We start from the raw sequence: 24,231 nt of genomic DNA on the forward strand, positions 1-24,231 counted from the left end.
GCCCTCGCGGCGCGAGACAGGCCCGGGCCGATCGGCTAAGGCCTGACGGGTGCGCCTCACCCGTCTGATCTGTCGCGACTTCCGCAACCACGCCGACCTCGACCTCGCGGTCGACCGCCGCTTCGTCGCCCTGGTCGGCGAGAACGGGGCCGGCAAGACCAACCTCCTCGAAGCGATCTCGCTGTTCTCGCCGGGCCGCGGCCTGCGTCGGGCCGACCTCGCCGCGATGCCGCGCAGCGGCGGCCCCGGCGGCTTCGCCGTCTCGATGACCCTGGCGGGGGAGGAGACCGAGCACCGGATCGGCACCGGCTACGAGCCGCCCGGCTTCGACGGACGCGCCGCCCGCCTCTGCCGGATCGACGGCGCCCCCGCGCCCTCCCCCGTGGCCTTCTCGGAATTCCTGCGGGTGGTCTGGCTGACCCCGGACCTGGACGGCCTGTTCCGCGGTCCCGCCGGCGAGCGACGCCGCTTCCTCGACCGCCTCGTTCTCGCGGTGGATGCGAGCCACGGCGCCCGCGTCAACGCGATGGAGCGCGCCCTGCGCTCGCGCAACCGGCTGCTCGACGAGCGGCCCAACGATGGCCAGTGGCTCGACGCGATCGAGCGCGAGGTGGCCGAACTCGGCGTCGCCGTCGCGCTGGCCCGGCGCGAGACCGCGGAGCGCCTGGATCGGCTGATCGCCGAGACCCGCGACGATACCCAGCCCTTTCCCTGGGCCGGACTGCGCCTGGAGGGCGACCTCGACGACCTCGTGGCGGTCTGGCCCGCGATCGAGGCCGAGGACCGCTTCCGCATGGCCCTGCGTCAGGGCCGCAGCCGCGACCGCGCCGCCGGGCGCACCCTCAGCGGGCCGCAGACCAGCGACCTCGTGGTCCGCCACGGGCCGAAGGACGTTCCCGCCGCCACCGCCTCCACCGGCGAGCAGAAGGCGCTTCTCATCGGCCTCGTGCTCGCCCATGCCCGCCTGGTTCAAGCCATGAGCGGTCTGGCTCCGGTGATCCTGCTCGACGAGGTCGCGGCCCATCTCGATCCGCGCCGGCGCGCCGGCCTCTTCGATGCCCTCGAAGCCCTTCAGGGACAGGTCTGGATGACGGGGGCCGACCCGGCCCTGTTCGGCGAGCTGGACGGGCGGGCGGATATGGTCAAGGTCGCGGACGGGCGGATCGCCCGGGATTGATTCGCGGCGCTGCGATGCCTCTTTCGAGCCTCCTCCTCTTCGCGCTGATCTATGCTGGCGCTGTGGCCTCGCCCGGGCCAGGAATCGCTGCCCTCGTAGCCCGGGTGATGACCTCGGGCACCCGCGGCATCCTCGGCTTCGTCCTCGGGATGGTCGTCGGCGACCTGACTTGGTTCACCATCGCGGGCGGCGGCTTCGCGCTCCTGGCCCAAACTTTCGCACCCGTCTTCGTGGCCCTGAAGGTCGGCGGCGTCCTCTACCTCGTCTTCCTGGCCTGGAGGACCTGGAACGCCCCTGTGGACGCGGCCCTGCCGGTCGCCTCCCCGTGCCAGGATGCCCTGCGCACGTTCCTCGGCGGGCTGGCGATGACCCTGGGAAATCCGAAGGTGATCTTGTTTTTCCTCGCGCTTCTCCCGAGCGTCGTCGATCTGCCGCATCTCTCGGTGCTCGGCCTTGCGACGATGGCGGTCATCCTGATCTCGGTGCTCGCGACGGTACTGACCCTCTACGTTCTCGCGGCCGACCGCGCCCGCCGGACCTTCACTTCGTGCCAAGCCCGCCGTCGGATGAACCGCGGCTCCGCGACCGTCATGGCGGGTGCCGCGGTCGCGATCGCCCTTCGATAAGGATCGAGCCAGCGCCGACGAGATATCGGCCGATGTCCCCTTCATGAATCCGCCATCACCCGGAGCGATGCTTGGTGCCGGGCCGCGTACGGCTTGGATTGGACCTGCTCGGATTAGGCGAATCTCAGCGACGGCCGGCGCCCGCGCGATCCCGTGCACCAGCGCCCGCCGCACCGTCTCGGACGTGCCGACCTTGGCCCGCGCCGCCAGCTTGATCGCAAGGTGATTGACCTCCTCGCTTCGGATGGCCAGAGGCGTTAAGCCGATCCCCGGAAAGGCCCGCCGCCCGGTTCGGCGCGGCGAGCGTATTGCCGACACACCGGGGCCCTAAGCCGCCCGCCCGTCCGTTCACCGCCAGGCCAGGATGCCCATGACAAGCCGCCTCGACGAGGCTCGCGCCGCGTTGAAGACCACCTTCGGCTATGACGATTTCCGGCCCGGCCAGGATGAGGTGATCGGCGCCGTCCTCGACGGGACCGACGTCTTCGCCGTGATGCCCACCGGCTCCGGCAAGTCGATGACCTACCAGCTGCCGGCCCTGGTGGAATCCTCGCTGACGGTGGTGGTCTCGCCCCTCATCGCGCTGATGCACGATCAGGTGCAGCAGATGCTCGGCTTCGGCGTCGCCGCCGCGACCCTGAACTCCTCGGTGGCGGAGGCGACCGCCCGCGAGACCTGGCGGCAGATCCGGTCCGGCGACCTGCGCCTGCTCTTCGTCTCGCCCGAGCGCCTGATGATGGAGGGCCTAATGGATGCCCTGCGGGGCGCCGGCGTGCGGCGGCTTGCCGTGGACGAGGCCCACTGCGTCTCGCAGTGGGGTCACGACTTCCGGCCGGAATACCGGGATCTCGCCCGGGCCCGCGAAGCCCTCGGCAACGTCCAGACCGTGGCGCTCACCGCCACCGCCGACAAGGCGACCCGGGCCGACATCACCGAGCGGCTGTTCCCGGCGGGCCGCGAGCTCAAGGCCTTCGTCCATTCCTTCGACAGGCCGAACATCCGCCTGACCTTCACGCCGAAGGACAACCCGACCCGCCAGATCGAGCGGTTCCTGCGCCACCGCCGCGCCGAGAGCGGGATCATCTACTGCTCGTCGCGCAAGCGCACCGAGCAACTGGCCGAGACGCTGGCCAAGGACGGCTTCAACGCCCTGCCCTACCATGCCGGTCTCGACCAGGGCACGCGGATGCGGAACCAGGACACCTTCCTGCAGGAGGACGGTGTCGTGATGACCGCCACCGTCGCCTTCGGCATGGGCATCAACAAGCCCGACGTGCGCTTCGTCTGCCACGCCGACATGCCCTCCAACGTCGAAGGCTACTACCAGGAGATCGGCCGCGCCGGCCGCGACGGCCTGCCCGCCGACACCCTGACCATCTACGGTCTCGACGACATGGCCCTGCGCCGTCGCCAGATCGACGAGAAGGAGGTGCCGGACGAGCGCCGGCGCGTGGAACGGCGCAAGCTGGAAGCGATGATCGCCCTCTGCGAGGGCGCGACCTGCCGGCGCCAGTCCCTGCTCGGGTATTTCGGCGAGGCGAGCGAGCCCTGCGGCCGCTGCGATCTCTGCCGCAGCGGCGTCTCGCTCATCGACGCGACGGTGCCGGCCCAAAAGCTGCTCTCGGCCATCGTGCGCACCGGCCAGCGCTTCGGCGCGGCCTATGTCTGCGACGTGGTGCACGGGAAGGAATCCGACCCGATTCGACGCAACGGACACACGGCGCTGAAGACCTTCGGAGTCGGCGCCGACAAGCCCATCGCCGCCTGGCGCGCGATGCTGCGCCAGCTCTTCGCCGCCGGGGCCGTGACCGAGAATGGCGACGGGTTCGGGGGGCTCTCGCTCACGGACAAGGGTGAGGCGATCCTGTTCGGCCGCGAGGCCATCCAGATGCGCCCCGACCCCGAGCCGAAGGTGGCCGAGTCGCGCGATCGGAAGCGCGGAGCCGCCCGCGAGGACGCGAGCCTCGACCTCGATCCCGCCACCGAGGCCCTGTTCCAGCACCTGCGCGGCCTGCGGGCCACCATCGCCCGGGCCGAGGGCATTGCCGCCTTCATGGTGTTCCCCGACCGGACCCTGATCGAGATGGCCCGCACCAAGCCCGTCGACCTCTACGCCCTGCGCACCGTCCACGGCGTCGGCGAGCGCAAGCGCGAGGCCTACGGCGAACGCTTCGTCGCGGCGGTGGCCGATTTCCTGTCCCACGCGCCGGCCGTCCGGTAGGGCGTACCGTGACGGCCGCGCCGTCGCCGCCCTGATGCGCTTTCGCACTCGTCTATCCGGATCGCCATCGTGTAGGGACGGGCGCGGCCAGCGGCCGCCAGCTTCGAATTGGACGGGTCCCCATCATCACGCCCTCAGATCCGCCCGCTCCGGCCGCCCGTCAGGTCTTCTACATGCCGGGCTTCGATCCCCGCGAACCCGAGACCTATTGGGGTCTGTTCCGGCGGGAAGCCCGGCTGACGGCCGTCCGGCGCGGAATGGCGATCACGGTCGGCGATCCGAAGCGGAGCGCGGACGGGCTCGCCGTCGACTGGCGCGTCGACCTCGACGGACACACGACGCACTACACGCTGCTGCGCTGGGACGACATCGTCGCGGCCCGGTTCCCCCGCGCCAACGGCCGCCGCCTGTTCGAGGTGCCGGCCCTGTGGTGGCGCCTGATCCGCTCCGGCTACCTCCGTCCCTTCCGGCGTGAGGCCCGGCGCTTCGCCCGGGTCATCCTCGGGGTCCACCTGATCTACCTGTTCCTGGTCGTGCTGAGCCTCGGCGTCGCGGCGGCGGCCGTCGACTTGGTGCCCGGCCTGTCCGGGTTCTGGAAGATCCTGGCGGTGCCCGTGCTGGCCTACGGAATCCTGGCGCTGCTCATGCGGGCGACCCGCGGCAAGCCGTTCTACGTGGCCCACCTCGTCGACGACACCGCCTTCACCCACGATCACGCCAGCGGCGCCGACACCCGGATGCGCGCCCGACTCGACGCCTTCGCGTCGATCATCCGGGGCGCCGAGGGCCAGGTGTCCGAGATCGTGGTGATCGGCCATTCCTCGTCGAGCTTCCTCGGGCTCGAGGCCCTCGACCGGGTACTCGTGGCCGATCCCGAATTCGGCCGGCGCGGCACGCCGGTCTCCTTCGTGAGCATCGGCAGCGTCATCCCGTGGATCACCCTCGATCCCCGCGCCACGGAGACCCGCGGCGCCCTGGCCCGCGTGGCGGCGAGCGACGCGATCCGCTGGCTCGACGTCCGGGCCAAGTGGGACTGGCTCTCGGTGCACCAGCGCAATCCGCTCAGCGCCTCGAAGCTGCCGGCGCCCCTCGTCCATCGCCCGGTCGCGATTCACGTCCGGATCGAGGACCTGATCGAGAAGCGCATCATCGCCCGGCGCAAATGGAACCTGTTCCGGATGCACTTCCAGCTTCTGATGTCGAGCCGCGACCCGGAGGCCTTCGACTACGTCGCCTTCGTGGCCGGTGCCGAACCCGTCCACGCCCTGATCCGGCGCTGGCGGGACGTGACGGAGCAGCCCAAAGGGCGTTTCATCGCCGAAAGCCCGGAGGATTAGGGCCCCGGATCGGGCTCGATCCACGATCGCGTGTTGCCAGGGCGCGGCGTTCCGCTTTAGAGCCGTCACGCACGGCCGGACCCGGACGGGGGCCGTGCCGAGAGGGTCGCATGTTCCGCAACGATGTTCCGATCACCCCCGAACTGGTCCGCCAGCACGGCCTGACGCCGGACGAGTTCGAGCGCTTCCGTGGCTTGATCGGGCGCGACCCGACCCTGACCGAGCTCGGCATCGTCTCGGCGATGTGGAACGAGCACTGCTCCTACAAGTCCTCCCGCAAGCACCTGCGCGGCCTGCCGACCTCGGCACCCTGGGTGATCCAGGGACCCGGCGAGAATGCCGGCGTCATCGATATCGGTGACGGGCTCGCCTGCGTCTTCAAGATGGAAAGCCACAACCACCCGAGCTTCATCGAGCCCTACCAGGGCGCGACGACCGGCGTCGGCGGCATCCTGCGCGACGTCTTCACGATGGGCGCGCGCCCGATCGCGGCCCTGAACGCGCTTCGCTTCGGCTCACCGGACCATCCGCGCACCCGCCACCTCGTCTCCGGGGTGGTCGCGGGCATCGGCGGTTACGGCAATTCCTTCGGCGTGCCGACGGTGGGCGGCGCCATGGGCTTCCACCCGCGCTACGACGGCAACATCCTCGTCAACGCCATGGCGGTGGGCCTCGCCCGCACCGACGGGATCTTCTACGCGGCCGCCACGGGCGTGGGCAATCCGATCGTCTATCTCGGCTCCAAGACCGGCCGCGACGGCATCCACGGTGCCACCATGGCGTCGGCCGAGTTCGACGACGCCTCCGAGTCGAAGCGCCCCACCGTGCAGGTCGGCGACCCCTTCGCCGAGAAGCTGCTGCTGGAGGCCTGCCTCGAGCTGATGGCCTCGGGTGCCGTGATCGCGATCCAGGACATGGGCGCCGCCGGCCTCACCTGCTCGGCCGTCGAGATGGGCGCCAAGGGCGACCTCGGCGTCGAGCTCCACATCGAGAAGGTGCCCGCCCGCGAAGCCGGCATGACCGCCTACGAGATGATGCTCTCCGAGAGCCAAGAGCGCATGCTCATGGTGCTCAAGCCCGGCATGGAGGCCGAGGCCGAGGCGATCTTCGTGAAGTGGGGCCTCGACTTCGCGATCATCGGGCACACCACCGACACGCTCCGCTTCGTCGTGAAGCATGACGGCGTCGTCATGGCCGATCTGCCGATCAAGGAGCTCGGCGACGAGGCGCCCCTCTACGACCGGCCTCACATCGCCAACACGCACCAGCCGGTGCTCGCCGCCGCCGACGTGCCCGAGACCGTGGGTAGCGCCGAGGCGCTGAAGCGCCTCGTGGGCTCGCCCGACCTCTCGTCGAAGCGCTGGGTCTACGAGCAGTACGACCACTTCATCGGCGGCAACACCGTGCAGAAGCCGGGCGGCGACGCCGCCATCGTGCGGGTCGAGGACGGCCCGCGCGGGCTCGCCATGACGGCCGACGTCACCCCGCGCTACTGCGAGGCCGATCCGGTGGAGGGCGGCAAGCAGGCCGTGGCCGAGGCCTGGCGCAACATCACCGCGGTCGGTGGACGGCCCCTCGCCATCACAGACAACCTCAACTTCGGCAACCCGGAGAAGCCCGAGGTGATGGGCCAGCTCGTTGGCTGCCTCAAGGGCATCGGCGAGGCCTGCAAGGCCCTCGACTTTCCCGTCGTCTCGGGGAACGTCTCGCTCTACAACGAGACCAACGGCGTCGGCATCCTGCCCACCCCCACCATCGGCGGCGTCGGCGTGCTCGACGACGTGACGCGCCACGCCACGCTGAACTTCAAGCGCGCCGGCGACGTCCTCGTCCTGATCGGCGAGACCGCCGGCTGGCTCGGGCAGTCGGTCTACCTGTCGGTGATCGCCGGGCGCGAGGACGGGGCTCCGCCCCCGGTGGATCTGGCGGTCGAGCGCCGCAACGGCGACTTCGTCCGCGGGCTCATCACGTCCGGCCTCGTCGACACCGTCCACGACCTGTCGGACGGCGGCCTCGCCGTGGCGCTGGCCGAGATGGCGATGGCGGGTGGGATCGGCGCGGCCCTTCCCGAGGTGCCCCAGGGGGTGCCGACCCACGCCTACCTCTTCGGCGAGGATCAGGCCCGCTACCTGCTGGCGGTCGACCCCGAGACCGCGCCGGACCTGCTCTACAGCGCCTCCGCCCAGGGCATCCCGGCAGCGGTGATCGGCGTGACGGGCAACGACCATTTGACCCTGCCGCAGGGCGAGACCATATCGGTGGCCGAATTGCGCGAGACCCATGAGGGCTGGCTGCCGGCCTACATGGCGAGCCAGCCGGCCGGCGTCCCGGCCTGAAGCCCCCCTTCCCGATCGTCAGGAGCCAACCCGATGCCGATGGATGCGCGCGAGATCGAGGCGATGATCCGAGAGGCGCTGCCCGACGCCCGGATCGAGATCAAGGATCTGGCCGGGGACGGCGATCATTATGCCGCCACGGTGCTGTCCGCGGCGTTCAAGGGAAAGACCCGGGTCGCCCAGCACCAGATGGTCTACGGCGCGCTCCAGGGTCGGATGGGGGGCGTGCTGCACGCGCTTGCGCTCACCACCGGCGTCCCGCAGGATTGAGGCCTCCGCGGAGGCGGATCGCATGGACCAGCCGAGCCTCTACGACGACGACATCGTGACCTGGGCCGAGCAGCAGGCCTCGACCCTGCGCGCCCTCGCTTGCCGGCCGGACCTCTCGAACATCCTCGATTGGGAGAACGTGGCCGAGGAGATCGAGAGCGTGGGCCGGTCCCAGATCAGCGCCGTGGAGCAGCAACTCCTTCAAACCCTCATCCATGTCCTGAAATACATGTCCGCGCCGCGTGCGCAGTCGACCCGATCGTGGCGGGTCGAGGTGATCGCATTCCATGCCGCCGCACGCCGGGCCTACGCGCCGGGCATGCGACGACGGATCGATTGGGATTGGATCTGGAAGACCGCCCGCCTCCAGGCGGAAGCGTCGCTCCAGATGTACGACGATCATCTCGTCGCGGGCTTGCCCGACAGGATGCCGTTCACCCCGGACGAACTCGTCGCCGAGAGCTTCACGATGGATTGGGCGCTCGAACGCTTGGCCGCGACCTTGAACAGGCCGACCGACCATCATTAGATCAGCATCACATCTCAGAGGACCGACACCATGAGCGACGTCAACACCGCGATCGAGAACGAGATCAAGTCCCAGGACGTGGTCGTCTTCATGAAGGGCACGCCGCAATTCCCGATGTGCGGCTTCTCGGGCCAGGTCGTGCAGATCCTCAACTACCTGGAAGTGCCGTTCAAGGGCGTGAACGTCCTCGACGACATGGCGATCCGCGACGGCATCAAGGCCTTCTCCAACTGGCCGACGATTCCGCAGATCTACGTGAAGGGCGAGTTCGTTGGCGGCTGCGACATCACCCGCGAGATGTTCCAGTCGGGCGAGCTGCACCAGTTCCTGTCCGAGAAGGGCATTCCCGTGAAGGCGCCGACCGCCGCCTGAGGCGCGTCACGCCTGCGGGACGGAATCAGGGCGCGCGAGCGCCCTTTTTCCTGTCCGAAGAGGCGAAGAACCGAACATCCCCCCGGGTCCGGCCGTTGAGTTTCGGACAGGTCAGACCGGGGAGCGGCACGACATGCGCGACGTCATCATCGTCGGTGGCGGCCCGGCAGGCCTCAACGCGGCACTCATCCTCGGCCGCTGCCGCCGCGACGTTCTCCTCTGCGATGCCGGCCACCCGCGCAACGCGGTCACGCCGCGGAGCTGGGGCGTCTTCACCCGGGACGGCACGCCGCCCCTGGAACTGCGCGCGCAGGCCGAGGCCGATCTGGCGCGCTACCCGACGGTGGAGCGCCGGACAATCAAGGTCACCGAGGCCCGGGGCCAAGACGACGGCTTCTCGGTCATCCTCGCCGACGGCACCCACGAGACGACGCGCAAGCTGGTCCTGGCGACGGGCCTGCACCAGGCCCTGCCCTCGGTGGAGGGCTTCGACCACTACTGGGGCCACGGCGTCCATTCCTGCCCCTATTGCGACGGCTACGAGAATCGGGACCGGCCCCTCGTCGTCTACGCTCACGGCGACGCGGCCAAGGGCATGGCCCTCGAGGTGACCGTCTGGAGCGACGACGTCACCCTCTGTACCGATGCTCAGCCGACCACGCTCTCCGACCGCGATCGCGCGCGCCTGGCCCGCCACGGTGTCCGCATCGTCGAGACACCGATCCGGCGCCTGGAGGGGGATGGGCGCCAGCCGCAGCGCCTCACCTTCGCGGACGGGACGAGCTTGCCCTGCCACGCCGTGTTCCTGATGCCGATGCCGTGCGAGCCGTCCGCGCTCATCACGCAGCTCGGCTGCGACCTCACCCGAAAGGGCGTGGTGCCGACCGGCGAGTACGAGACCACCAACGTGCCCGGCCTGTTCGTCGCCGGGGACGCCTCCCGCCGGGTGCAATTCGCCGTCGTGGCCGCCGCCGAGGGCGCCATGGCGGCCTTCGCAGTGAACACCGAACTCCTGCGCGAGGACGTCGCCTGACCGACGGCGCCGGAGTGACGTACCGCCCCCGACCTCTACAAGCCCCCCTGCCGAGCCCGGAGCCCGACACGATGACCCTGCGCGTCCACCCGCATACGCCCCGCGTCGCCGTTGCCTGCCGCTGCGAACTCGGCGAGGAGGCGACCTGGGATGCGCGCTCGGACACGCTCACCTGGGTGGATGTCGAGACCCCGACGATCTGGCGCCACCATCCCGCGAGCGGGACGACCCGGCATTATCCGCAGGACGAGAAGCTGGGCTTCGCTCTCCTCACCGAAGATCCCGACACCGTGCTCGCCGGTTTCGAATCCGGGGTCGTGCTGCTCCATCTGGAGAGCGGCCGGCGGACACCGCTGGTGACGCCCGACGATCATCACGCGGGCAACCGGCTCAACAGCGGCCATGTCGGGCCGGACGGCGCCCTCTACTTCAGCACCATGGACGATGCGGAGGCGGAGCCCACCGGGACCTTCCACCGCTGGCACGGCGGGCGCCTCGATGCCTTCGGCGGTCGCGTCGCGGTCTCGAATGGTCCGGTGGTCACGGCCGACGGCAGCCGGATCTACACCGCGGACACCGCCGAGGGGGTCATCCGGGTCCATTCCATCGCGGAAGACCGCATCGGACCGGCACGGCCCTTCGCGGTCTTCGAAGCCGATTGGGGCAAGCCGGACGGTCTGACGGTGGATGCCGCGGGGTACCTCTGGGTCTGCCACTACGGCGGTTCGCGCATCACCCGCTTCGACCCGGCGGGGGCGATCGAGCGCGTCGTGCCGGTGCCCACCGAACTCGTGACCAAGTGCGCCTTCGGCGGACCGGACCTGACCACCCTGTACGTGACGACCGCCCTGCGCGGGCGTGACCCCGCCGCGGACCCGATGGCCGGGCATCTTCTGGCCGTCGAGACCGACATCGCGGGCCTGCCGGCGGCGATCTATCGGGATGCGCGAACACTGTAATCAGGTGCGCTTCCGCACCGAGTTAACCTTCGACGGGGGGCAGAGGTGAATTAACGGTAAATAATCGCGCCCTTTTGGAACTTATTGCCGTTGTCCACATTATCTGCCAATGACGGGTCCTGCGGCCCCCTCCGGGGGCCATTCAGGACCTCGGGTCCGGTGACCGCCATGCCAGTGTTCGAAGCCAAGAACCTAGATTCCGACTTCGAAGGCTTCGCCTTCCTGACGTCGATCCTGCACCCGTCGGCGGAGGCGCAGACGCGCGCCCTGACGCACGGTCGCAATCGCGCCGCACGCGGTTCGATGATGGCGGACCCGCTGACGGTCGAGCCGCGCTTCCCGGTTCGGCATCCCGAGACCGAGATCGAAGCCCAGGCGTCCTGAACGGGACGCGCCAGAGGCATCGCAGTCGTTCGGGCATCACCACGTCTGCGGCGTGATGGTTCCCTGCTTGGTGACGACGACCCAGGTCTTGCCGCGCCGCTCGATACTCTCGATGCGTCCGACACCCGGAACGGTGTCGCCGGGACCGACCTCGACGAGCCGCCTCTTGCGATCCTCCAGGACCGCCACGCCATCATAGACCTCGCGCACGGCCCAGCCTTCGGCCGGTGACGGCTTCGGTTTGTCCGGAATCGCGCCCGTCTCGGTGGGCTCGGGGGCGGCAGGCTTGGCGGCCTGCGGCGCGACGACGGGCACCGGTGCCGGGGCCGCGGCGCGCTTCTCGATCTGCACGGTCAGTGCCGCGAGGCGGGCGCTCTGGTCCTTCTCAGCCTGCTCGAGACGGTCGCCGGTGGCAGCGAGCTTCGTGGCCAGGGTCTGCTCGGTGCGTCCGATACGCTCCGCGAGAGTCGTGTGACGCGTCTTGGCCTCCGTGCGGGCGGCCTCGGCGGTGTCCTGGAGTTGCGCGAGCCCCTTGGCCAAGCGCTCGACCTGACGGTCGGATTCGGTGCGGCCGATTTCGATCTGATGACGGATCTGCGCCAGGGTCTCGTGACCGTCCGTCGCGCGCGGGGCCGCCAGGCTCATCGCGCCGGCGCCCACGAGTGCACCGAGGCCCAAACTTGCAGCGGCAATCGCCAGGATGCGTGGCTCGGCACGGAGCCTCGCGGTCCAGGACGCGCTTTCGGCGACCGACGGCGCGGCGGCCTTCCCGGCCGAGGCGCGGGCCCCGAGAATCGCCTGCTTGAGCAGGGTTTCGGGCGAGGCATCCGCCGACGCCGCGAGGACCTTATCCGTCATGACCAATGCTTCCTGATGGGGCAGGAAGCATTGGTTAAGGCTGTTTCTTTACGAAACCGTTACCCTGTCTTCGGTCAGTCCCGTCCTCAGGCCGCCAGCCCCCGCTGGCGCAGGAGCGGATCGATGCTGGGCAGCCGTCCGCGGAAGGCGGTGTAGGCCTCGCTCGGGTCGCGCAGGTTGCCGGCGCCGTAGACGAACTGGCGCAGGCGGGCCGCCGTCTCGGGGTGGAAGATGTCTCCGGCCTCGCGGAAGGCGTCGAACGCGTCCGCATCGAGCACTTCCGACCAGAGATAGCTGTAGTAGCCGGCCGCATAGCCGTCGCCCGAGAAGATATGCGCGAAATGGGGCGTCCGGTGCCGCATCGCGATCTCGGCCGGCATGGCGATGCGCTTGAGGGCGTCCGCCTCGAAGGCCGCGACGTCGAGGCCCTCCTCACCGCCGCTCGACAGGTGCAGCGTCATGTCGACGATGGCCGACGCGGTGTACTCGATGGTGGCGAAGCCCTGGTTGAAGGTCCGGGCGGCCAGCAGGCGCTTCAGCAGGTCCTCGGGCATCGGCTCGCCGGTGCGGTAATGCCGCGCATGCTTGCGCAGCACTTCCGGCTGTTCGAGCCAGTGCTCGTAGAGCTGAGACGGCAACTCGACGAAGTCGCCCGGGACCGCGGTGCCGGCCAGCAGCGGATAGGTGACGTCGGAGAGGAGGCCGTGCAGGGCATGGCCGAACTCGTGGAACAGCGTACGGGCATCGTCGAAGGAGAGCAGGGTCGCCTCGCCCGCCGGTGCCTTGGCGAAATTCATCACGTTGACGATGATCGGCTTGATGTCGCCGTTGAGCCGCTCCTGCGTGCGGAAGGCACTCATCCAGGCGCCGCTGCGCTTCGAGGCCCGGGCGAAGTAATCGCCGAGGAATAGTCCAACCTCGGACCCATCCGCGTTGCGCACGGCCCAGGCGCGCACGTCCGGATGGTAGCGCGGCACGTCGGCCAGTTCCTCGAAGCGCAGGCCGAAGAGCCGCTCCGCCGTATCGAAGGCCGCCGCGATGACGCCGTCGAGGGGCAGGTACGGCTTGATCTCGCTCTCGTCGAGGTCGTGCTCGGCCCGGCGCAGCTTCTCGGCGTAGTGGCGCCAGTCGTGATTGGCGAGATCGAAGTTGTGGCCCTCTGCCTGGACCAGCGCCTGCAGCCGGTCCCGCTCGGTGGCGGCCTGGTGGTGCGCCGGGGTCCAGACGTTGCGCAGGAGGTCCATCGCCCGGTCGGGCGAGCCCGCCATCGTGTCCGAGAGCTTGAAATGGGCGAAGCTGTCGTAGCCCAGCAGGCGGGCTCGCTCCGCCCGCAGCGCGACGATCTCCGCGATGATGCCGCGATTGTCGGTGGCGCCGCCGCTCTCGCCGCGACGGGTCCAGGCCTCGTAGGCCTTCTCACGCAGGTCCCGGCGGGTGGAGAAGACGAGGAACGGCTCGATCAGCGAGCGGGACAGGGTGATGACGTGGCCGTATGCGCTGCCCCGCTCCCGGGCCGCCGCGGCCGCGGCTGCGCGGAGGAAGGGCGGCAGCCCGGCAAGGTCATCCTCGGGCTCCAGGGGCAGGGCGAAACTGCTCTCGTCGGCGAGCAGGTTCTGGCTGAACGTGGTGCCGAGCTCGGCCATCCGGGCCGCGATCTCCGCCATCCGATCCTTGGCCTCGGGTGCAAGGTCGGCGCCCGAGCGGCGGAAGCGGGTCCGGTAGCGGTCGAGGACGCGGCGTTCCTCCGGCCCAAGCTGCTCAGCCTCGGGATCCACCGCGGAGATGCGGGCCCAGAGGGCGGCATTGAGGTAGATCGCGCTGCCGTGGCGGGCGAGGCGGGGGGTGATGGCCCGCTCGACGGCCTGAAGCTCGGGATTGGTGTGGCTTCCGCTCAGGTTGAAGAACACCGAGGCGACGCGGTCGAGATCGTGTCCGGCCCGCTCGAGGGCGCCGACCGTGTTGGCGAAGGTCGGCGGCGCAGTGTCCGCCGCGATCGCGTCGATCTCGGCACGGTGATGCGTCAGCGCCGCTTCGAAGGCCGGGAGGTAATGGGCGGGCGCGATCTGCTCGAACGGCGGCAGGCCGTGGGGCGTCGACCAGGCCGGGTCGGCGAAGGGGCCGATCTCCACGGGAGCGGCAGCGGTCTCGGGAGCCATCGCCGGGGAAGCGTCGGGCGTGCCAGTGGTCATTCGGGTTCCTTCGTGCGGTTCATCGCGCGTCGCGCCGCAACGTAAGCACGCTGGCGCGAAGCGCAAAGGCGCGCCTGCGCTGGCAGGCGACACGGTGCCGGTTTCGTCTCCGGGTGACCCGGCGGTTGCTCCTCGCGAACCCGCAGAGCCTCCCGACCGTTACAGGCCGTCCGAACGCTCGGATCAGATGGGATTCGGACCAGATGGAAAACGCGATGCGCCACCGCCCCACCTCTCGTCTCGTCGGAGCCGCGACCCTGGTGCTCGCCGGCGCGCTTGGCCCGACGGGTGTCTGCTGGGCGCAGGAGAAGGGCGTGCCTTCGGATGCGACGGCGATCCCGATGCCGCCACCGGCGCCCCCGCCCCGCCCGGCGGAACTCGCGACGCCGGTCCAGGCCGAAGCGCCGCGCCCGCCCGAACGACCGGCCGAGCTGTCCCCCTCCACCGAGACGGCCAGGACGCGCGAAGCCGAGCCGGTGAAGCCGGCGGACGGCGCGGAGATCCCGGCGCCGCCCCCACGGCCCGCCGAACTCTCGACCCCTGCCCTGGCCATCACCGTGGCACCCGTGGACGACAGCGCCTGCCGGCGCCGCCTGGAGCGCCTCGGCGCCCGCTTCGAGCCGCTGCCGGCCCTGGCGAACGGCCAATGCGGGGCGGCCAAGCCCCTCAAGGTCACGGCGCTGGCCGACGACCTCGCCCTGGTGCCGCCGGTGACCCTCGTCTGCGAGGCCGCCGAATCCCTCGCCCGCTGGGCGACGGAGGCGCAGGTGGCCGCCGAGCGCGACCTCGGCCAGCCGCTGAAGGGGCTGACGATCGGGACCTCCTACGAATGCCGGGGCCAGAACCACGATCCCGATGCCAAGCTCAGCGAGCACAGTTTCGCCAACGGCGTCGACGTGATGGGCTTCACCTTCGCCAACCGCCCGGCGGTTTCGGTGCTAGCCGCGCCGGAGGGAACGCCGGAGGCGACCTTCCTCACCGCGGTGCGTGGCCGGGCCTGTGCCTTCTTCCGGACGGTCCTCGGCCCGGGCTCGGATGCGGCTCACGCCAACCACCTTCACCTCGACGAGCGGCAGCGGAATGCCGGGCACCGCCTGTGTCAGTGAGGGGCGGAACGCCATCAGGTCCAGCGCGCTTACTTGTGCGACATCAGGCAGATAGCCCGGGAGATCTTCAGTGATCAGGTATCCTTCGACACGGATTGGCGGCGGTCTGGCCGCCCTCGCCCTGGTCGCCCTGTCGGGCGGCGCCCAGGCCGAGACGAAGGACAAGGCGGAATCCCCCGCCCTGACGCGCGAGGCCGTCGAATCCGCAGCCTTGGCGCCCACGGGGGATGCCGCCAAGACGGACGCCAAGGGTGGTGAGAAGACCGACGCCCAGGGCAGAGCCGCGAAGAAGGGGGCCGCGAAGATGTCGGACGAGGCCGAGTCGAAGGGCGACGCCGCCAAGCGCAGCGGCACCAAGCGGCCGGAGGCGGCGCTCGTGAAGGCGCAGGTCCTCCTGGACCGGGCTCATTTCTCGCCCGGCGCCATCGACGGTCGGGACGGCGACAACCTGCGCGGCGCCCTGGCGGCCTTCGCCACCGCCAACGGCCTGAAGGCCGAGACGGAAATCGAGCCGGACCTCGCCGACAAGCTCCAGGCGACGAGCCACGATCCGGTGCTGACCGAGTACACCGTGACGGAGGCCGATGCGGCCGGCCCCTTCGTGGAGAAGATGCCGGCGAAGATGGAGGACCAAGCCGACCTCGACGCCCTCGGCTATACCAGCCCGCGCGAGATGCTGGCCGAGCGCTTCCACATGGCCCCGGATCTCCTGAGCGCGCTAAATCCCGATGCGGATTTCGGCAAGGCCGGTACGACGATCCTGGTCGCGGCGGTGAAGCCGCTGGAGACCGGCAAGCCGACGGCGGAGGAGAAGGCCGCGAAGAAGCAGGCCCAGAACGCCACCAAGCAGGAATCCACCAAGCGGGAAGCGGACAAGCCGGAAACCGGCAAGGACGCGGGCACCAAAGCGGCCGGAAAGGAGGCCCGGCGCGACGAGGGCAAGCCCACGGAGGCGAAGGAGTCAGGCGGCGAGGCCAGCGATCCGATGGAGCGCGACACGAAGACCGTGACCCGCATCGAGGTCGACAAGGAGAGCCGCAACGTGCGGGCCTTCGACACGGACGGCAAGCTCGTCGCGTTCTATCCCGCCTCGATCGGCAGCGAGGAGAAGCCGGCGCCGTCCGGCGAGGCGAAGGTCGAGGGCGTCGCCTACGCGCCGACCTACACCTACAATCCGAAGTATCAATTCGCCGGCGTGAAGGCGAAGACCAAGTTCACCATTCCGCCCGGCCCCAACAACCCGGTCGGCGTGGTCTGGATCGATCTCTCGATCCCCTCCTACGGCATCCATGGGACGCCGGAGCCGGAGAAGGTCGGCAAGACCGAATCCCACGGCTGCATCCGCCTGACGAACTGGGATGCGCGCGATCTCGCCAATCGTGTCAGCCGCGGCGCTCAGGTGGTTTTCAAGGACGAATAGCGCGCCACCCGGCGACGCCCGCCAGCAGCGCGGCGTCGGCCAGGAAGGCCAGGGCGGCGGTGGCGGCGGTGCCCTGGAGCATCGCCACGGTGTTCTGGTTCTGCAGGCCGGCCACGATGGGCGTGCCGAGGGTCGAGGCGCCCGCCAGGGCGCCGACCGCGGCGGTGGCGATGGCGAGCACCAGGGCGGTGCGCAGGGTCTCGACGATATCGGGGGCGGCCAGGGGCAGTTCGATCCGGGCCAGGATCTGAAGCCTGGTCAGGCCGATCGCCCGTCCGGCCTCGCGGACCTCCGGCGGCACCCCCGTGATGGCGCCCGCCGTCCCCCGCAGGACCGGCATGATCCCGTAGGCGACGAGGGCGAGCAGCGTCGGGGGACCGCCGAAACCGAGGACCGGCAGGGCGAGCGCGACCACGACCACGGGCGGTACCGCCTGGGCGGCGGCCGCAAGTCCGTCGATCGCCGGCCGCCAGGGTTCGGCGAAGCGGCGCGTGACCAGGATGCCGAGGCCGATTCCGAGGACGGCCACGAGGGCGAGTCCGATCCCGGCCAGGGCGAGGTGGGCCCGCGTCAGGTCGAGGAGACGCTCCACCGACAGGGGACGCCGTGCGGGCTCTCCCAGGGCCTCGGTGATCCAGCGGGCGACCGTGGGATGGCTCGCTCCGGCGAGGGCGAGGCCGGTCAGCGCGAAGCCGAGGGGCGCGGACATCCGAGATCGTCTCATGCGTGCCACCGCCGTCGCGCGGCAGCCTCCAACCGGCTCAGTCCGCGCTCGGTCAGCAGCGAGAGTACCACGACGGGAATCGCCCCGAGGAGGATCAGGTCGGGCGCGAACTGAGCCATCCCGTCGAAGACGATGCGGCCGAGGCCGCCGGCCCCCACCAACGCGCCGAGGGTGGCGAGGCCGAGGCCCTGGACGGCCGCGACCCGCACGGCCCCGACGAGGATCGGCGCTCCGATCGGCAGGCGGACCCGCACCAGGACCTGTCCGGGCGAGAGGCCAAGGGCCTCGGCGGCCTGGAGGGTGTCGTCGTCGGGCGCCCGCAGGGCCAGGCTCAGCCCGCGCCAGAGCGGCAGGGCCAGGTAGGCGGCGATGGCGACGATGGCCGGTACGGGGCCGAGCGCCGAGAGACCGAGTTCCCGCAGGGCCGGGACGGCGCGGAGGAGGCCCGACATCACGGCGACCATCCCACCGAGCAGCGCGACCGCGGGCACGACCTGGAGCCCGCCGAGGATCAGGGCCACCAGTCCCTGCTCCCGCCGGAACAGCGCGAGCCCGACCGCGAGGAGCCCCGCGACGACCAGGGCCGCACCCGCGAGGGCGATGTGCTCTCCGATCGCTGCGTTCACCGTCGCGCGCCGCGCCGCATACTCGACCGCGAGGGACAGGGCATCGAGGGCGCCGGACCATCCGAGGCCGACGAGCGCGAGGGTCAGGCTGAGCCCGATGGCGAGGCCGAGCCCCGGTTGCCGAGAGCGCCGAACGGCAAGGCCCAGGGCGCCGGCGAGGAGGGTCAGGCCGAGCCAGGATCCCGAACCGAGACCGGCCCGCGCGGCCGGCGAGAGTTCGGCGAGCGACCGGGCGGCGCCCGTACCGAGGCCGTGGAGGAAGGCCAGGATCGCCGGGAGCAGCAGGAATAGGGCGATCACCGAAGCCGTGCGCCTGCGCGAGACCAGGAGGCCGATCGCGAGAGCGCTCATCCCGAGCACGAGGACGGCGGTTCCGCCGAGTGCCGTCAAGCCGGTCAAGGGATCCCCGAGCGCCAGCCGGTTGCGCGCGATGGTGAGCACCGGCAGCCGGGTCAGCGCGAGGGCCAGCGCACCGAGCCATGCGGTGGCCACGAGTGCCGGCAGGAGACGCCCGATCGAGAGCCCTTGCGGCGTGATGTCCGTCGTCCCCACAATCATGGCAGCAGCCCGTTCTCGGACAGGTATCGGGCCGCCACGGCTTCGGCGACCGCGCCGTCCACGGTGATGCGCGCGTTCAGCCGCCTCAGGGTCTCGGCGTCGAGGTGGGTGAACACCCGCGCCTGGGCGGGGGCGATCTCGGGGTGGCGGGCGAGATCGGCCTCGCGGATCACGGGGGCGACCTCGTAGACGATCTGCGCAGCCAGGGGATCGCTCATTACGGTGAGGTCGAGGGCCGAGAGCGCGCCGTCGGTGCCGTAGACCATGCCGGCATTCACGCCGCTGATCCCCTGCGCGGCCGCCCGCGCCGTGACGGAGGTGTCGCCGCCGGGCAGGCTGATGATGCGATCGAGGGGCAGGGAGAAGCCGTAGGCCGCCTCGAAGGCCGGCAGAGCCGCGGCACTCTCCACGAACTCGGTGGAGGCGGCGAGCCGGATGAGGCCGCGGCGCACGGCTCCGGCGAAGTCGGTCATCGTGGTCAGGTGCTCGCGTCGGGCGAGCGCCCCGTTGACGGCGATCAGCCACGTGTTGTTGGCCGGCGCCCGCGTCAGCCAGGTCAGGCCGCGGGCGGCGTCGAGCCGCCGAATGGTGTCGTAGGCGCCCTGCGGCGACTTCCAGATCGGATCGTTCTCCGTGCCGGAGAAGAAGGCGCCGTTGCCGGTGTATTCGGGATAGATCGAGATCTCGCCGGAGAGGAGGCTGTTGCGAACGATCAGGGTCGGCCCGAGCCCGAGCCTGCGCAGGACGGGGAGGTTCAGCCTTTCCAGGACCAGGGCGATCATGGCGCCCGTCAGGGCGCCCTCGGTGTCGCTCTTGGAGGCCACCACGAGCGGGGTCGCGGCTCCGGCCGCGCCGCCCCCTCGCGCGCTGAGGAGCGCGAGCCCCGTAATGGCCGAGCGTCGTGTCCAGTCTCGCGGCCCGTCCGGTTTCGTTAACATAGGTTGTTGGCGTTCCAGGGGCGTCTGCCTACCGGTGGAGCTCGGTGGCACAGAAATGTTTCAGACCGTAACATTGCTGGCCTGCCGACGGCCTTTGACGACGGCCAGGTGCTTGACACGCCCCGCGGAACGGGCGACGGCTCGCTCTATGCCGGGCCGTTCAGCGGGCCTTGCGGTCTCGCTCAGGCCCTGCATCATTCGCATCACGCGAGGCCGGTTGCACACGGTGGGAGCGAACCCCTCAACACCTTCCGCGGAAGGCGTTTTGGAATTCCAAGTCGATCGAAGGGAAGAAGCCCCGGCGTGAGTGCTCAAGTGGACGAAGACCTTCTCAACGGGGCTCGCGTGCTTGTCGTCGAGGACGAGGCTGCGATCTCTATGCTGCTCGAAGACATGCTACTCGATTTCGGTTGCACCGTCGTCGGACCCGCCGCGCGTCTGTCGACCGCCCTCGAGATGGCGCAGAACGAGAGTTTCGAGGTCGCCATCCTCGACGTCAACGTCGCGGGCGAACCGATCTATCCGGTGGCCGAGGCCATCGTGAAGCGCAACCTGCCCATCGTGTTCTCGACGGGCTATGGCGGGGCCGGGATTCGCGAGCCCTTCCGCGAGCGTCCGGTCGTGCAGAAGCCGTTCAGCCAGGCCGATCTCAAGCGGACGCTGATCGCCGCGTTGGCCGCCGCCCGCGCCTGATCTCACCGGATCGGAAAGGCGTCGGCCACGTGCCGGGGCCAGGTCCAGGGTGCGACGAACACCGCGTCCGCCCGGAAGGTCGCCGCGTCCGTGTTCGGATGCCGGCTGATCCAGGCCCGGGCCGCCCGCGAGAAGCGCGCGACCTTGTGCCCGTCGATGGCGCCCTGAGCGGCCGCCAGCGTGCTCCGCGCCTTCACCTCCACGAACGCGATCGTCGCCCCGCGCCGGACGATCAGGTCGATCTCGCCCCCCGCCGCGCGGAAGCGCGCGCCGAGGGGACGGTAGCCCTTGAGCAGCAAGGCGAGGAGCGCGAGGCTCTCGGCGCTGCGGCCCCGGAGCTCGGTGGCGCGCCGGCGCGCGACCGCGCGGACCTCAGGCCTCATCGTCGCGCCGCGCCAGGGCCAACGCGCGGGCATAGACGACCCGCCGGGGCTGGCCGGTCTCCTCCGCCACCAGGGTCGCGGCGTCCTTGATCGAGTGCCGGGCGAGCGCCGCCGTCAGGGCCGCGTCGAGACCCGCATCGGTCTCGGCCGCATCGGGGGCCTCCTCCTGCGTGCCGATGATCACCACCACCTCGCCCTTGGGCGCGCCCTCCTCCGCGTAGAGCGCGGCGAGATCCCCGAGGCTGCCGCGCCGGATGGTCTCGTAGAGCTTGGTCAGCTCGCGGGCGACGGCGGCCGGGCGCGTCGGCCCGAGAACCTCCACGGCGTCGACCAGCATCTCGGGCAGACGATGGGGGGACTCGAACAGTACCACGGTACCGGGGATCCGCTCGAGCGCCTCCAGGCGGTTGCGCCGAGCGCCGGACTTGGCCGGCAGGAAGCCCTCGAAGAAGAACCGGTCGGTGGGCAGGCCCGCGGCCACGATGGCGGTCATCACCGCCGACGGCCCCGGAATGGGCGTGACGCTGAGGCCGGCCTCGATCGCGGCCTGCACCAGCTTGAAGCCCGGATCCGAGACGAGGGGCGTGCCCGCGTCCGAGACCAGGGCCAGGGCCTCGCCGGCCTGCATCCGGGCGATCATCCGCTCGCGCACCGCCGCGTTGGAGTGCTCGTGATAGGCCACCAAGGGCGTGGTGATCCCGTAATGCATCAGCAGCGTGCGGGTGACGCGGGTGTCCTCGGCCAGCACCGCATCGGCGGCGGCGAGCGTCGCCAGGGCGCGGAACGAGACGTCCTTGAGGTTTCCGATCGGAGTCGCCACCACGTGGAGGCCGGGGTCGATCGCCTCGGCTTCGGCGGCGAGCCCGAAGGCCGTGAAGGTGGCGGGCGGGCGGGCGCCGGGCCCCGTCGAGGCCGGGTCGCGCCGCCGACGGGTCCGCGTGTCGATCTTCTGGGTCATGGCCGGGACCTTGCCACGATCGGGGCCTCGGGCGGAATGCGTGGGGGACGTCGGCTCACATTTACTTTTCGCCCTTAGACTGCAAGCGTGGGTCGTCAGCCGGCGACAGGGGGGCCACCGATGACGCGCGCGAACGGGCTGAAATCCGGGCTGGTCGGAATGGCGACCCTGCTCCTGCTCGCAGCCTGCGTCGGGGGACCCGATGGCGGCGGACGCGTCTCGAACCGGGCCCCCGCGCCCCAGGCCGAAGGGCCGGCAACCGACGTGCCGGTTCCCGCGGCGGGGGGTCGGATCGGCACCGGGTCGGTGAAGGTCGCCCTGGTGGTGCCGCTCTCCGGACCCGGGTCGGCGGTGGGCACGGCGATGCGCAACGCGGCCGAACTCGCCATCGAGGACTTTCAGAAGCCCGACCTGCAGATCCTGGTCAAGGACGACCGCGGCGCGCCGGAGGGCGCGCGCGAGGCGGCCCAGGCCGCCGTGGCGGACGGGGCCGAGCTCGTCCTCGGCCCGCTCTTCGCCGCCAACGTCCAGGCCGCGGCCGGGGTGGTGCGCGCGGCGGGCAAGCCCCTCATCGCGTTCTCGACCGATGCCGGCGTCGCGGCCCGCGGCACCTACCTCCTGAGCTTCCTGCCCCAGGCCGAGGTCGATCGGGTCGTCGACGAATCCGTCGCGTCCGGCCGCAAGTCCTTCGCGGCGATGATTCCGGATTCGAGCTACGGCAATGCCGTCGAGGCCCAGTTCCGCGAGGCGGTGGCCCGCAAGGGCGCGCGCCTCGTGGCGATCGAGCGCTATCCCGTCGGCAATCCGGCCCCCGCCATCGGGCGCCTCGGCGGCCTGATCACCGGTCCGGCCGCCCAGGCCGACGCGCTGTTCCTGCCGGACACGCCGGATGGCCTCGCCACCGTCGCGCCGGCCCTGACCAAGGCGGGGTTCGCCCCCGGCCGGGTCCGGCCGATCGGCACCGCCGTCTGGAACGATCCCCGCGTCTTCGCCCTGCCCGCCCTCCAGGGCGGCTGGTTCGCGGCGCCGGACGCCGCCGGCTTCAACGGCTTCTCGCAGCGCTACCAGGCGCGCTTCGGCGCGGTGCCGCCGCGGGTCGCGACCCTCGCCTACGACGCGGTCTCGCTGATGGCGGCCCTGTCGCGCCAGTTTGGCTCGCAGCGCTTCGCCGACACGACGCTCACCAACCCGTCCGGCTTCTCCGGCGTCGACGGGACCTTCCGGTTCCGGCCGGACGGGCCGAGCGACCGGGCCCTGGCGGTCCACGAGATCCGCTCGGGCGCGCCCACCATCGTCAGCCCCGCGCCGCGGACCCTCGGTCCCTCCGGGACCTGATCGTCCGAAACCCGATCAGGCGGCGAGCGCGGCCACCACCGCGTTAAGCACCGGCGCGCCGGCGGGCGTCGCGGCGATGCGGCCGTCCGAACGGCGGGCGATCAGCCCCGCGGCGACGAGGTCGTCGATCCGGACCGCCTCGAGGCTGCGGCCCTTCAGGGCGGCGTAGCGCCGGGGGTCGATGCCCTCGCGCAGGCGCAGGCCCATCATCAGGAACTCGTCGCCCTGGTCGGCGGCGGCCAGCGCCTCGGTCTCGACGATGCCGTGGCCCTGTGCCTCGACGCGGGCGAGCCAGGATTCGGGCGTTCGCTCGGTGACGGTGCCGATCCGACCGGATTCGCCGACGAGGCGACCGTGGGCGCCCGGGCCGATGCCGGCATATTCGCCGTAGCGCCAGTAGAGCAGGTTATGCCGGGATTCCGCGCCCGGGCGGGCGTGGTTGGAGATCTCGTAGGCCGGGAGGCCGGCCCGGTCGCAGACCTCCTGGGTCACGTCGTAGAGGGCACGCGCGGAATCGTCGTCGGGGGGGACCAGCTTGCCGGCGGCGGCCAGGCCGTAGAACGGCGTGCCCGGCTCGATGGTGAGCTGATAGAGCGACAGGTGCTCGGCCGCGCGGGCGATTGCCCCCTCCAGCTCGGCCCGCCAGGCGGCGGGGCTCTGGTCCGGGCGCGCGTAGATGAGGTCGAAGGAGTAGCGCTCGAAATGCGCTGCCGCGACCCGCACGGCCGCCATGGCCTCGGCCGCGCTGTGCAGGCGCCCGAGCTGCTTCAGGGCGGCGTCGTCCATGGCCTGGACACCGAGGGAGACGCGGTTGACGCCCGCAGCCCGGTAGCCGCGGAAGCGCTCGGCCTCCACGCTCGTCGGGTTGGCCTCCAGGGTGATCTCGACGCCGGGCGCCACGCTCCAGGCCTGCCCGATCGCGTCCAGCAGGCCCGCCACGGTGGCGGGCTGCATCAGGGAGGGCGTGCCGCCGCCGAGGAAGACGCTCGACACGATGCGGCCGGGCGTACGCGCGGCCACGTGGGCGATCTCGGTGCGGAAGGCCTGCAGGAAGCGGCCCTCGTCCACGGGCGCGTGGCGCACGTGGCTGTTGAAGTCGCAATAGGGGCACTTCGAGGCACAGAAGGGCCAGTGCACGTAGACCCCGAACCCCGCGTCGCGGGTCGGGTGGTCCGGGCCTGTCGGTTCGGTCATAACGC

General features: G+C 70.9%; 23 protein-coding genes. 15 read left to right on the forward strand and 8 right to left on the reverse strand.

Annotation, left to right across the window (positions count from 1 at the left end; genetic code table 11):
- Positions 1-49 precede the first annotated feature (49 nt).
- The 11 genes from recF (at position 50) to AC0IY1_RS14450 (ending at position 11,244) form a co-directional block, all read left to right on the forward strand.
- Positions 50-1,177 carry a DNA replication/repair protein RecF gene (recF, locus tag AC0IY1_RS14400; RefSeq protein WP_055951931.1) on the forward strand — a complete coding sequence of 376 codons (1,128 nt, stop codon included), beginning with the start codon at positions 50-52 and terminating at the stop codon, positions 1,175-1,177.
- 14 nt (positions 1,178-1,191) lie between these two features.
- Positions 1,192-1,803 carry a LysE family translocator gene (locus tag AC0IY1_RS14405; RefSeq protein WP_471770352.1) on the forward strand — a complete coding sequence of 204 codons (612 nt, stop codon included), beginning with the start codon at positions 1,192-1,194 and terminating at the stop codon, positions 1,801-1,803.
- A gap of 370 nt (positions 1,804-2,173) precedes the next feature.
- Positions 2,174-4,024 (forward strand): DNA helicase RecQ, encoded by a 1,851-nt coding sequence (gene recQ / locus AC0IY1_RS14410; RefSeq protein WP_471770354.1) that lies wholly within the window; start codon positions 2,174-2,176, stop codon positions 4,022-4,024.
- Between the two features lie 173 nt (positions 4,025-4,197).
- Positions 4,198-5,361, forward strand: coding sequence for a hydrolase (locus AC0IY1_RS14415; protein WP_471770355.1), 1,164 nt, complete (start codon positions 4,198-4,200; stop codon positions 5,359-5,361).
- 110 nt (positions 5,362-5,471) lie between these two features.
- Entirely contained in the window at positions 5,472-7,697 is a 2,226-nt protein-coding gene (gene purL / locus AC0IY1_RS14420; protein ID WP_055951918.1) for a phosphoribosylformylglycinamidine synthase subunit PurL, read from the forward strand.
- 33 nt (positions 7,698-7,730) lie between these two features.
- Positions 7,731-7,967 (forward strand): BolA family protein, encoded by a 237-nt coding sequence (locus AC0IY1_RS14425; RefSeq protein ID WP_056095688.1) that lies wholly within the window; start codon positions 7,731-7,733, stop codon positions 7,965-7,967.
- A 22-nt stretch (positions 7,968-7,989) separates the two neighbouring features.
- Complete coding sequence (locus AC0IY1_RS14430; protein ID WP_471770357.1) at positions 7,990-8,496, forward strand: DUF29 domain-containing protein; 507 nt, start codon at positions 7,990-7,992, stop codon at positions 8,494-8,496.
- Positions 8,497-8,526: 30 nt separating this feature from the next.
- Positions 8,527-8,868 (forward strand): Grx4 family monothiol glutaredoxin, encoded by a 342-nt coding sequence (gene grxD / locus AC0IY1_RS14435; RefSeq protein ID WP_055951908.1) that lies wholly within the window; start codon positions 8,527-8,529, stop codon positions 8,866-8,868.
- Positions 8,869-9,001: 133 nt separating this feature from the next.
- On the forward strand, positions 9,002-9,901 hold the full coding sequence (locus tag AC0IY1_RS14440; RefSeq protein WP_471770359.1) for an NAD(P)/FAD-dependent oxidoreductase: 900 nt from the start codon (positions 9,002-9,004) through the stop codon (positions 9,899-9,901).
- Positions 9,902-9,972: 71 nt separating this feature from the next.
- Positions 9,973-10,860 carry an SMP-30/gluconolactonase/LRE family protein gene (locus tag AC0IY1_RS14445; RefSeq protein WP_471770361.1) on the forward strand — a complete coding sequence of 296 codons (888 nt, stop codon included), beginning with the start codon at positions 9,973-9,975 and terminating at the stop codon, positions 10,858-10,860.
- A gap of 168 nt (positions 10,861-11,028) precedes the next feature.
- Positions 11,029-11,244, forward strand: a complete 216-nt coding sequence (locus tag AC0IY1_RS14450) for a hypothetical protein (protein WP_055953631.1) — start codon at positions 11,029-11,031, stop codon at positions 11,242-11,244.
- Between the two features lie 36 nt (positions 11,245-11,280).
- Here AC0IY1_RS14450 and AC0IY1_RS14455 read toward each other — a convergent pair whose 3' ends face one another.
- Together AC0IY1_RS14455 and AC0IY1_RS14460 are read right to left on the reverse strand one after the other, a co-directional pair.
- Positions 11,281-12,102: a hypothetical protein gene (locus tag AC0IY1_RS14455; protein WP_471770363.1), complete on the reverse strand. Its 822-nt coding sequence runs from the start codon at positions 12,100-12,102 to the stop codon at positions 11,281-11,283.
- A gap of 86 nt (positions 12,103-12,188) precedes the next feature.
- Positions 12,189-14,258: a M3 family metallopeptidase gene (locus AC0IY1_RS14460; RefSeq protein ID WP_471770444.1), complete on the reverse strand. Its 2,070-nt coding sequence runs from the start codon at positions 14,256-14,258 to the stop codon at positions 12,189-12,191.
- Between the two features lie 248 nt (positions 14,259-14,506).
- Here AC0IY1_RS14460 and AC0IY1_RS14465 point away from each other — a divergent pair, with 248 nt between their 5' ends.
- Positions 14,507-15,397: an extensin-like domain-containing protein gene (locus tag AC0IY1_RS14465; protein ID WP_471770365.1), complete on the forward strand. Its 891-nt coding sequence runs from the start codon at positions 14,507-14,509 to the stop codon at positions 15,395-15,397.
- Between the two features lie 70 nt (positions 15,398-15,467).
- Positions 15,468-16,817, forward strand: a complete 1,350-nt coding sequence (locus tag AC0IY1_RS14470) for a L,D-transpeptidase (RefSeq protein WP_471770366.1) — start codon at positions 15,468-15,470, stop codon at positions 16,815-16,817.
- Here AC0IY1_RS14470 and AC0IY1_RS14475 read toward each other — a convergent pair.
- The 3 genes from AC0IY1_RS14475 to AC0IY1_RS14485 are packed head-to-tail and all read right to left on the reverse strand — an operon-like array spanning position 16,804 to position 19,663.
- Positions 16,804-17,526, reverse strand: coding sequence for an ABC transporter permease (locus AC0IY1_RS14475; protein WP_471770368.1), 723 nt, complete (start codon positions 17,524-17,526; stop codon positions 16,804-16,806). The genes AC0IY1_RS14470 and AC0IY1_RS14475 overlap by 14 nt on opposite strands.
- A gap of 11 nt (positions 17,527-17,537) precedes the next feature.
- Complete coding sequence (locus tag AC0IY1_RS14480) at positions 17,538-18,725, reverse strand: ABC transporter permease subunit (RefSeq protein WP_471770370.1); 1,188 nt, start codon at positions 18,723-18,725, stop codon at positions 17,538-17,540.
- Entirely contained in the window at positions 18,722-19,663 is a 942-nt protein-coding gene (locus AC0IY1_RS14485) for a glycine betaine ABC transporter substrate-binding protein (protein WP_471770372.1), read from the reverse strand. Before AC0IY1_RS14485 ends, AC0IY1_RS14480 begins: the two co-directional genes overlap by 4 nt.
- A 303-nt stretch (positions 19,664-19,966) precedes the next feature.
- Between AC0IY1_RS14485 and AC0IY1_RS14490 the strand changes: the two genes are divergently transcribed.
- Entirely contained in the window at positions 19,967-20,356 is a 390-nt protein-coding gene (locus tag AC0IY1_RS14490) for a response regulator (RefSeq protein ID WP_471770374.1), read from the forward strand.
- Positions 20,357-20,358: 2 nt separating this feature from the next.
- Here the strand turns inward: AC0IY1_RS14490 and AC0IY1_RS14495 are convergent, their stop codons facing one another.
- Positions 20,359-20,739, reverse strand: a complete 381-nt coding sequence (locus AC0IY1_RS14495; RefSeq protein ID WP_103708890.1) for a YraN family protein — start codon at positions 20,737-20,739, stop codon at positions 20,359-20,361.
- Complete coding sequence (rsmI, locus tag AC0IY1_RS14500; protein WP_471770376.1) at positions 20,729-21,697, reverse strand: 16S rRNA (cytidine(1402)-2'-O)-methyltransferase; 969 nt, start codon at positions 21,695-21,697, stop codon at positions 20,729-20,731. Before rsmI ends, AC0IY1_RS14495 begins: the two co-directional genes overlap by 11 nt.
- A gap of 120 nt (positions 21,698-21,817) precedes the next feature.
- Between rsmI and AC0IY1_RS14505 the strand changes: the two genes are divergently transcribed.
- Positions 21,818-23,032 carry a penicillin-binding protein activator gene (locus AC0IY1_RS14505; RefSeq protein WP_471770377.1) on the forward strand — a complete coding sequence of 405 codons (1,215 nt, stop codon included), beginning with the start codon at positions 21,818-21,820 and terminating at the stop codon, positions 23,030-23,032.
- Positions 23,033-23,047: 15 nt separating this feature from the next.
- On the opposite strand, the gene hemW is transcribed toward AC0IY1_RS14505, so the two are convergent.
- On the reverse strand, positions 23,048-24,226 hold the full coding sequence (gene hemW, locus AC0IY1_RS14510) for a radical SAM family heme chaperone HemW (protein ID WP_471770379.1): 1,179 nt from the start codon (positions 24,224-24,226) through the stop codon (positions 23,048-23,050).
- Between the last annotated feature and the right edge of the window lie 5 nt (positions 24,227-24,231).

This window comes from Methylobacterium sp. AC690 (assembly GCF_979256535.1).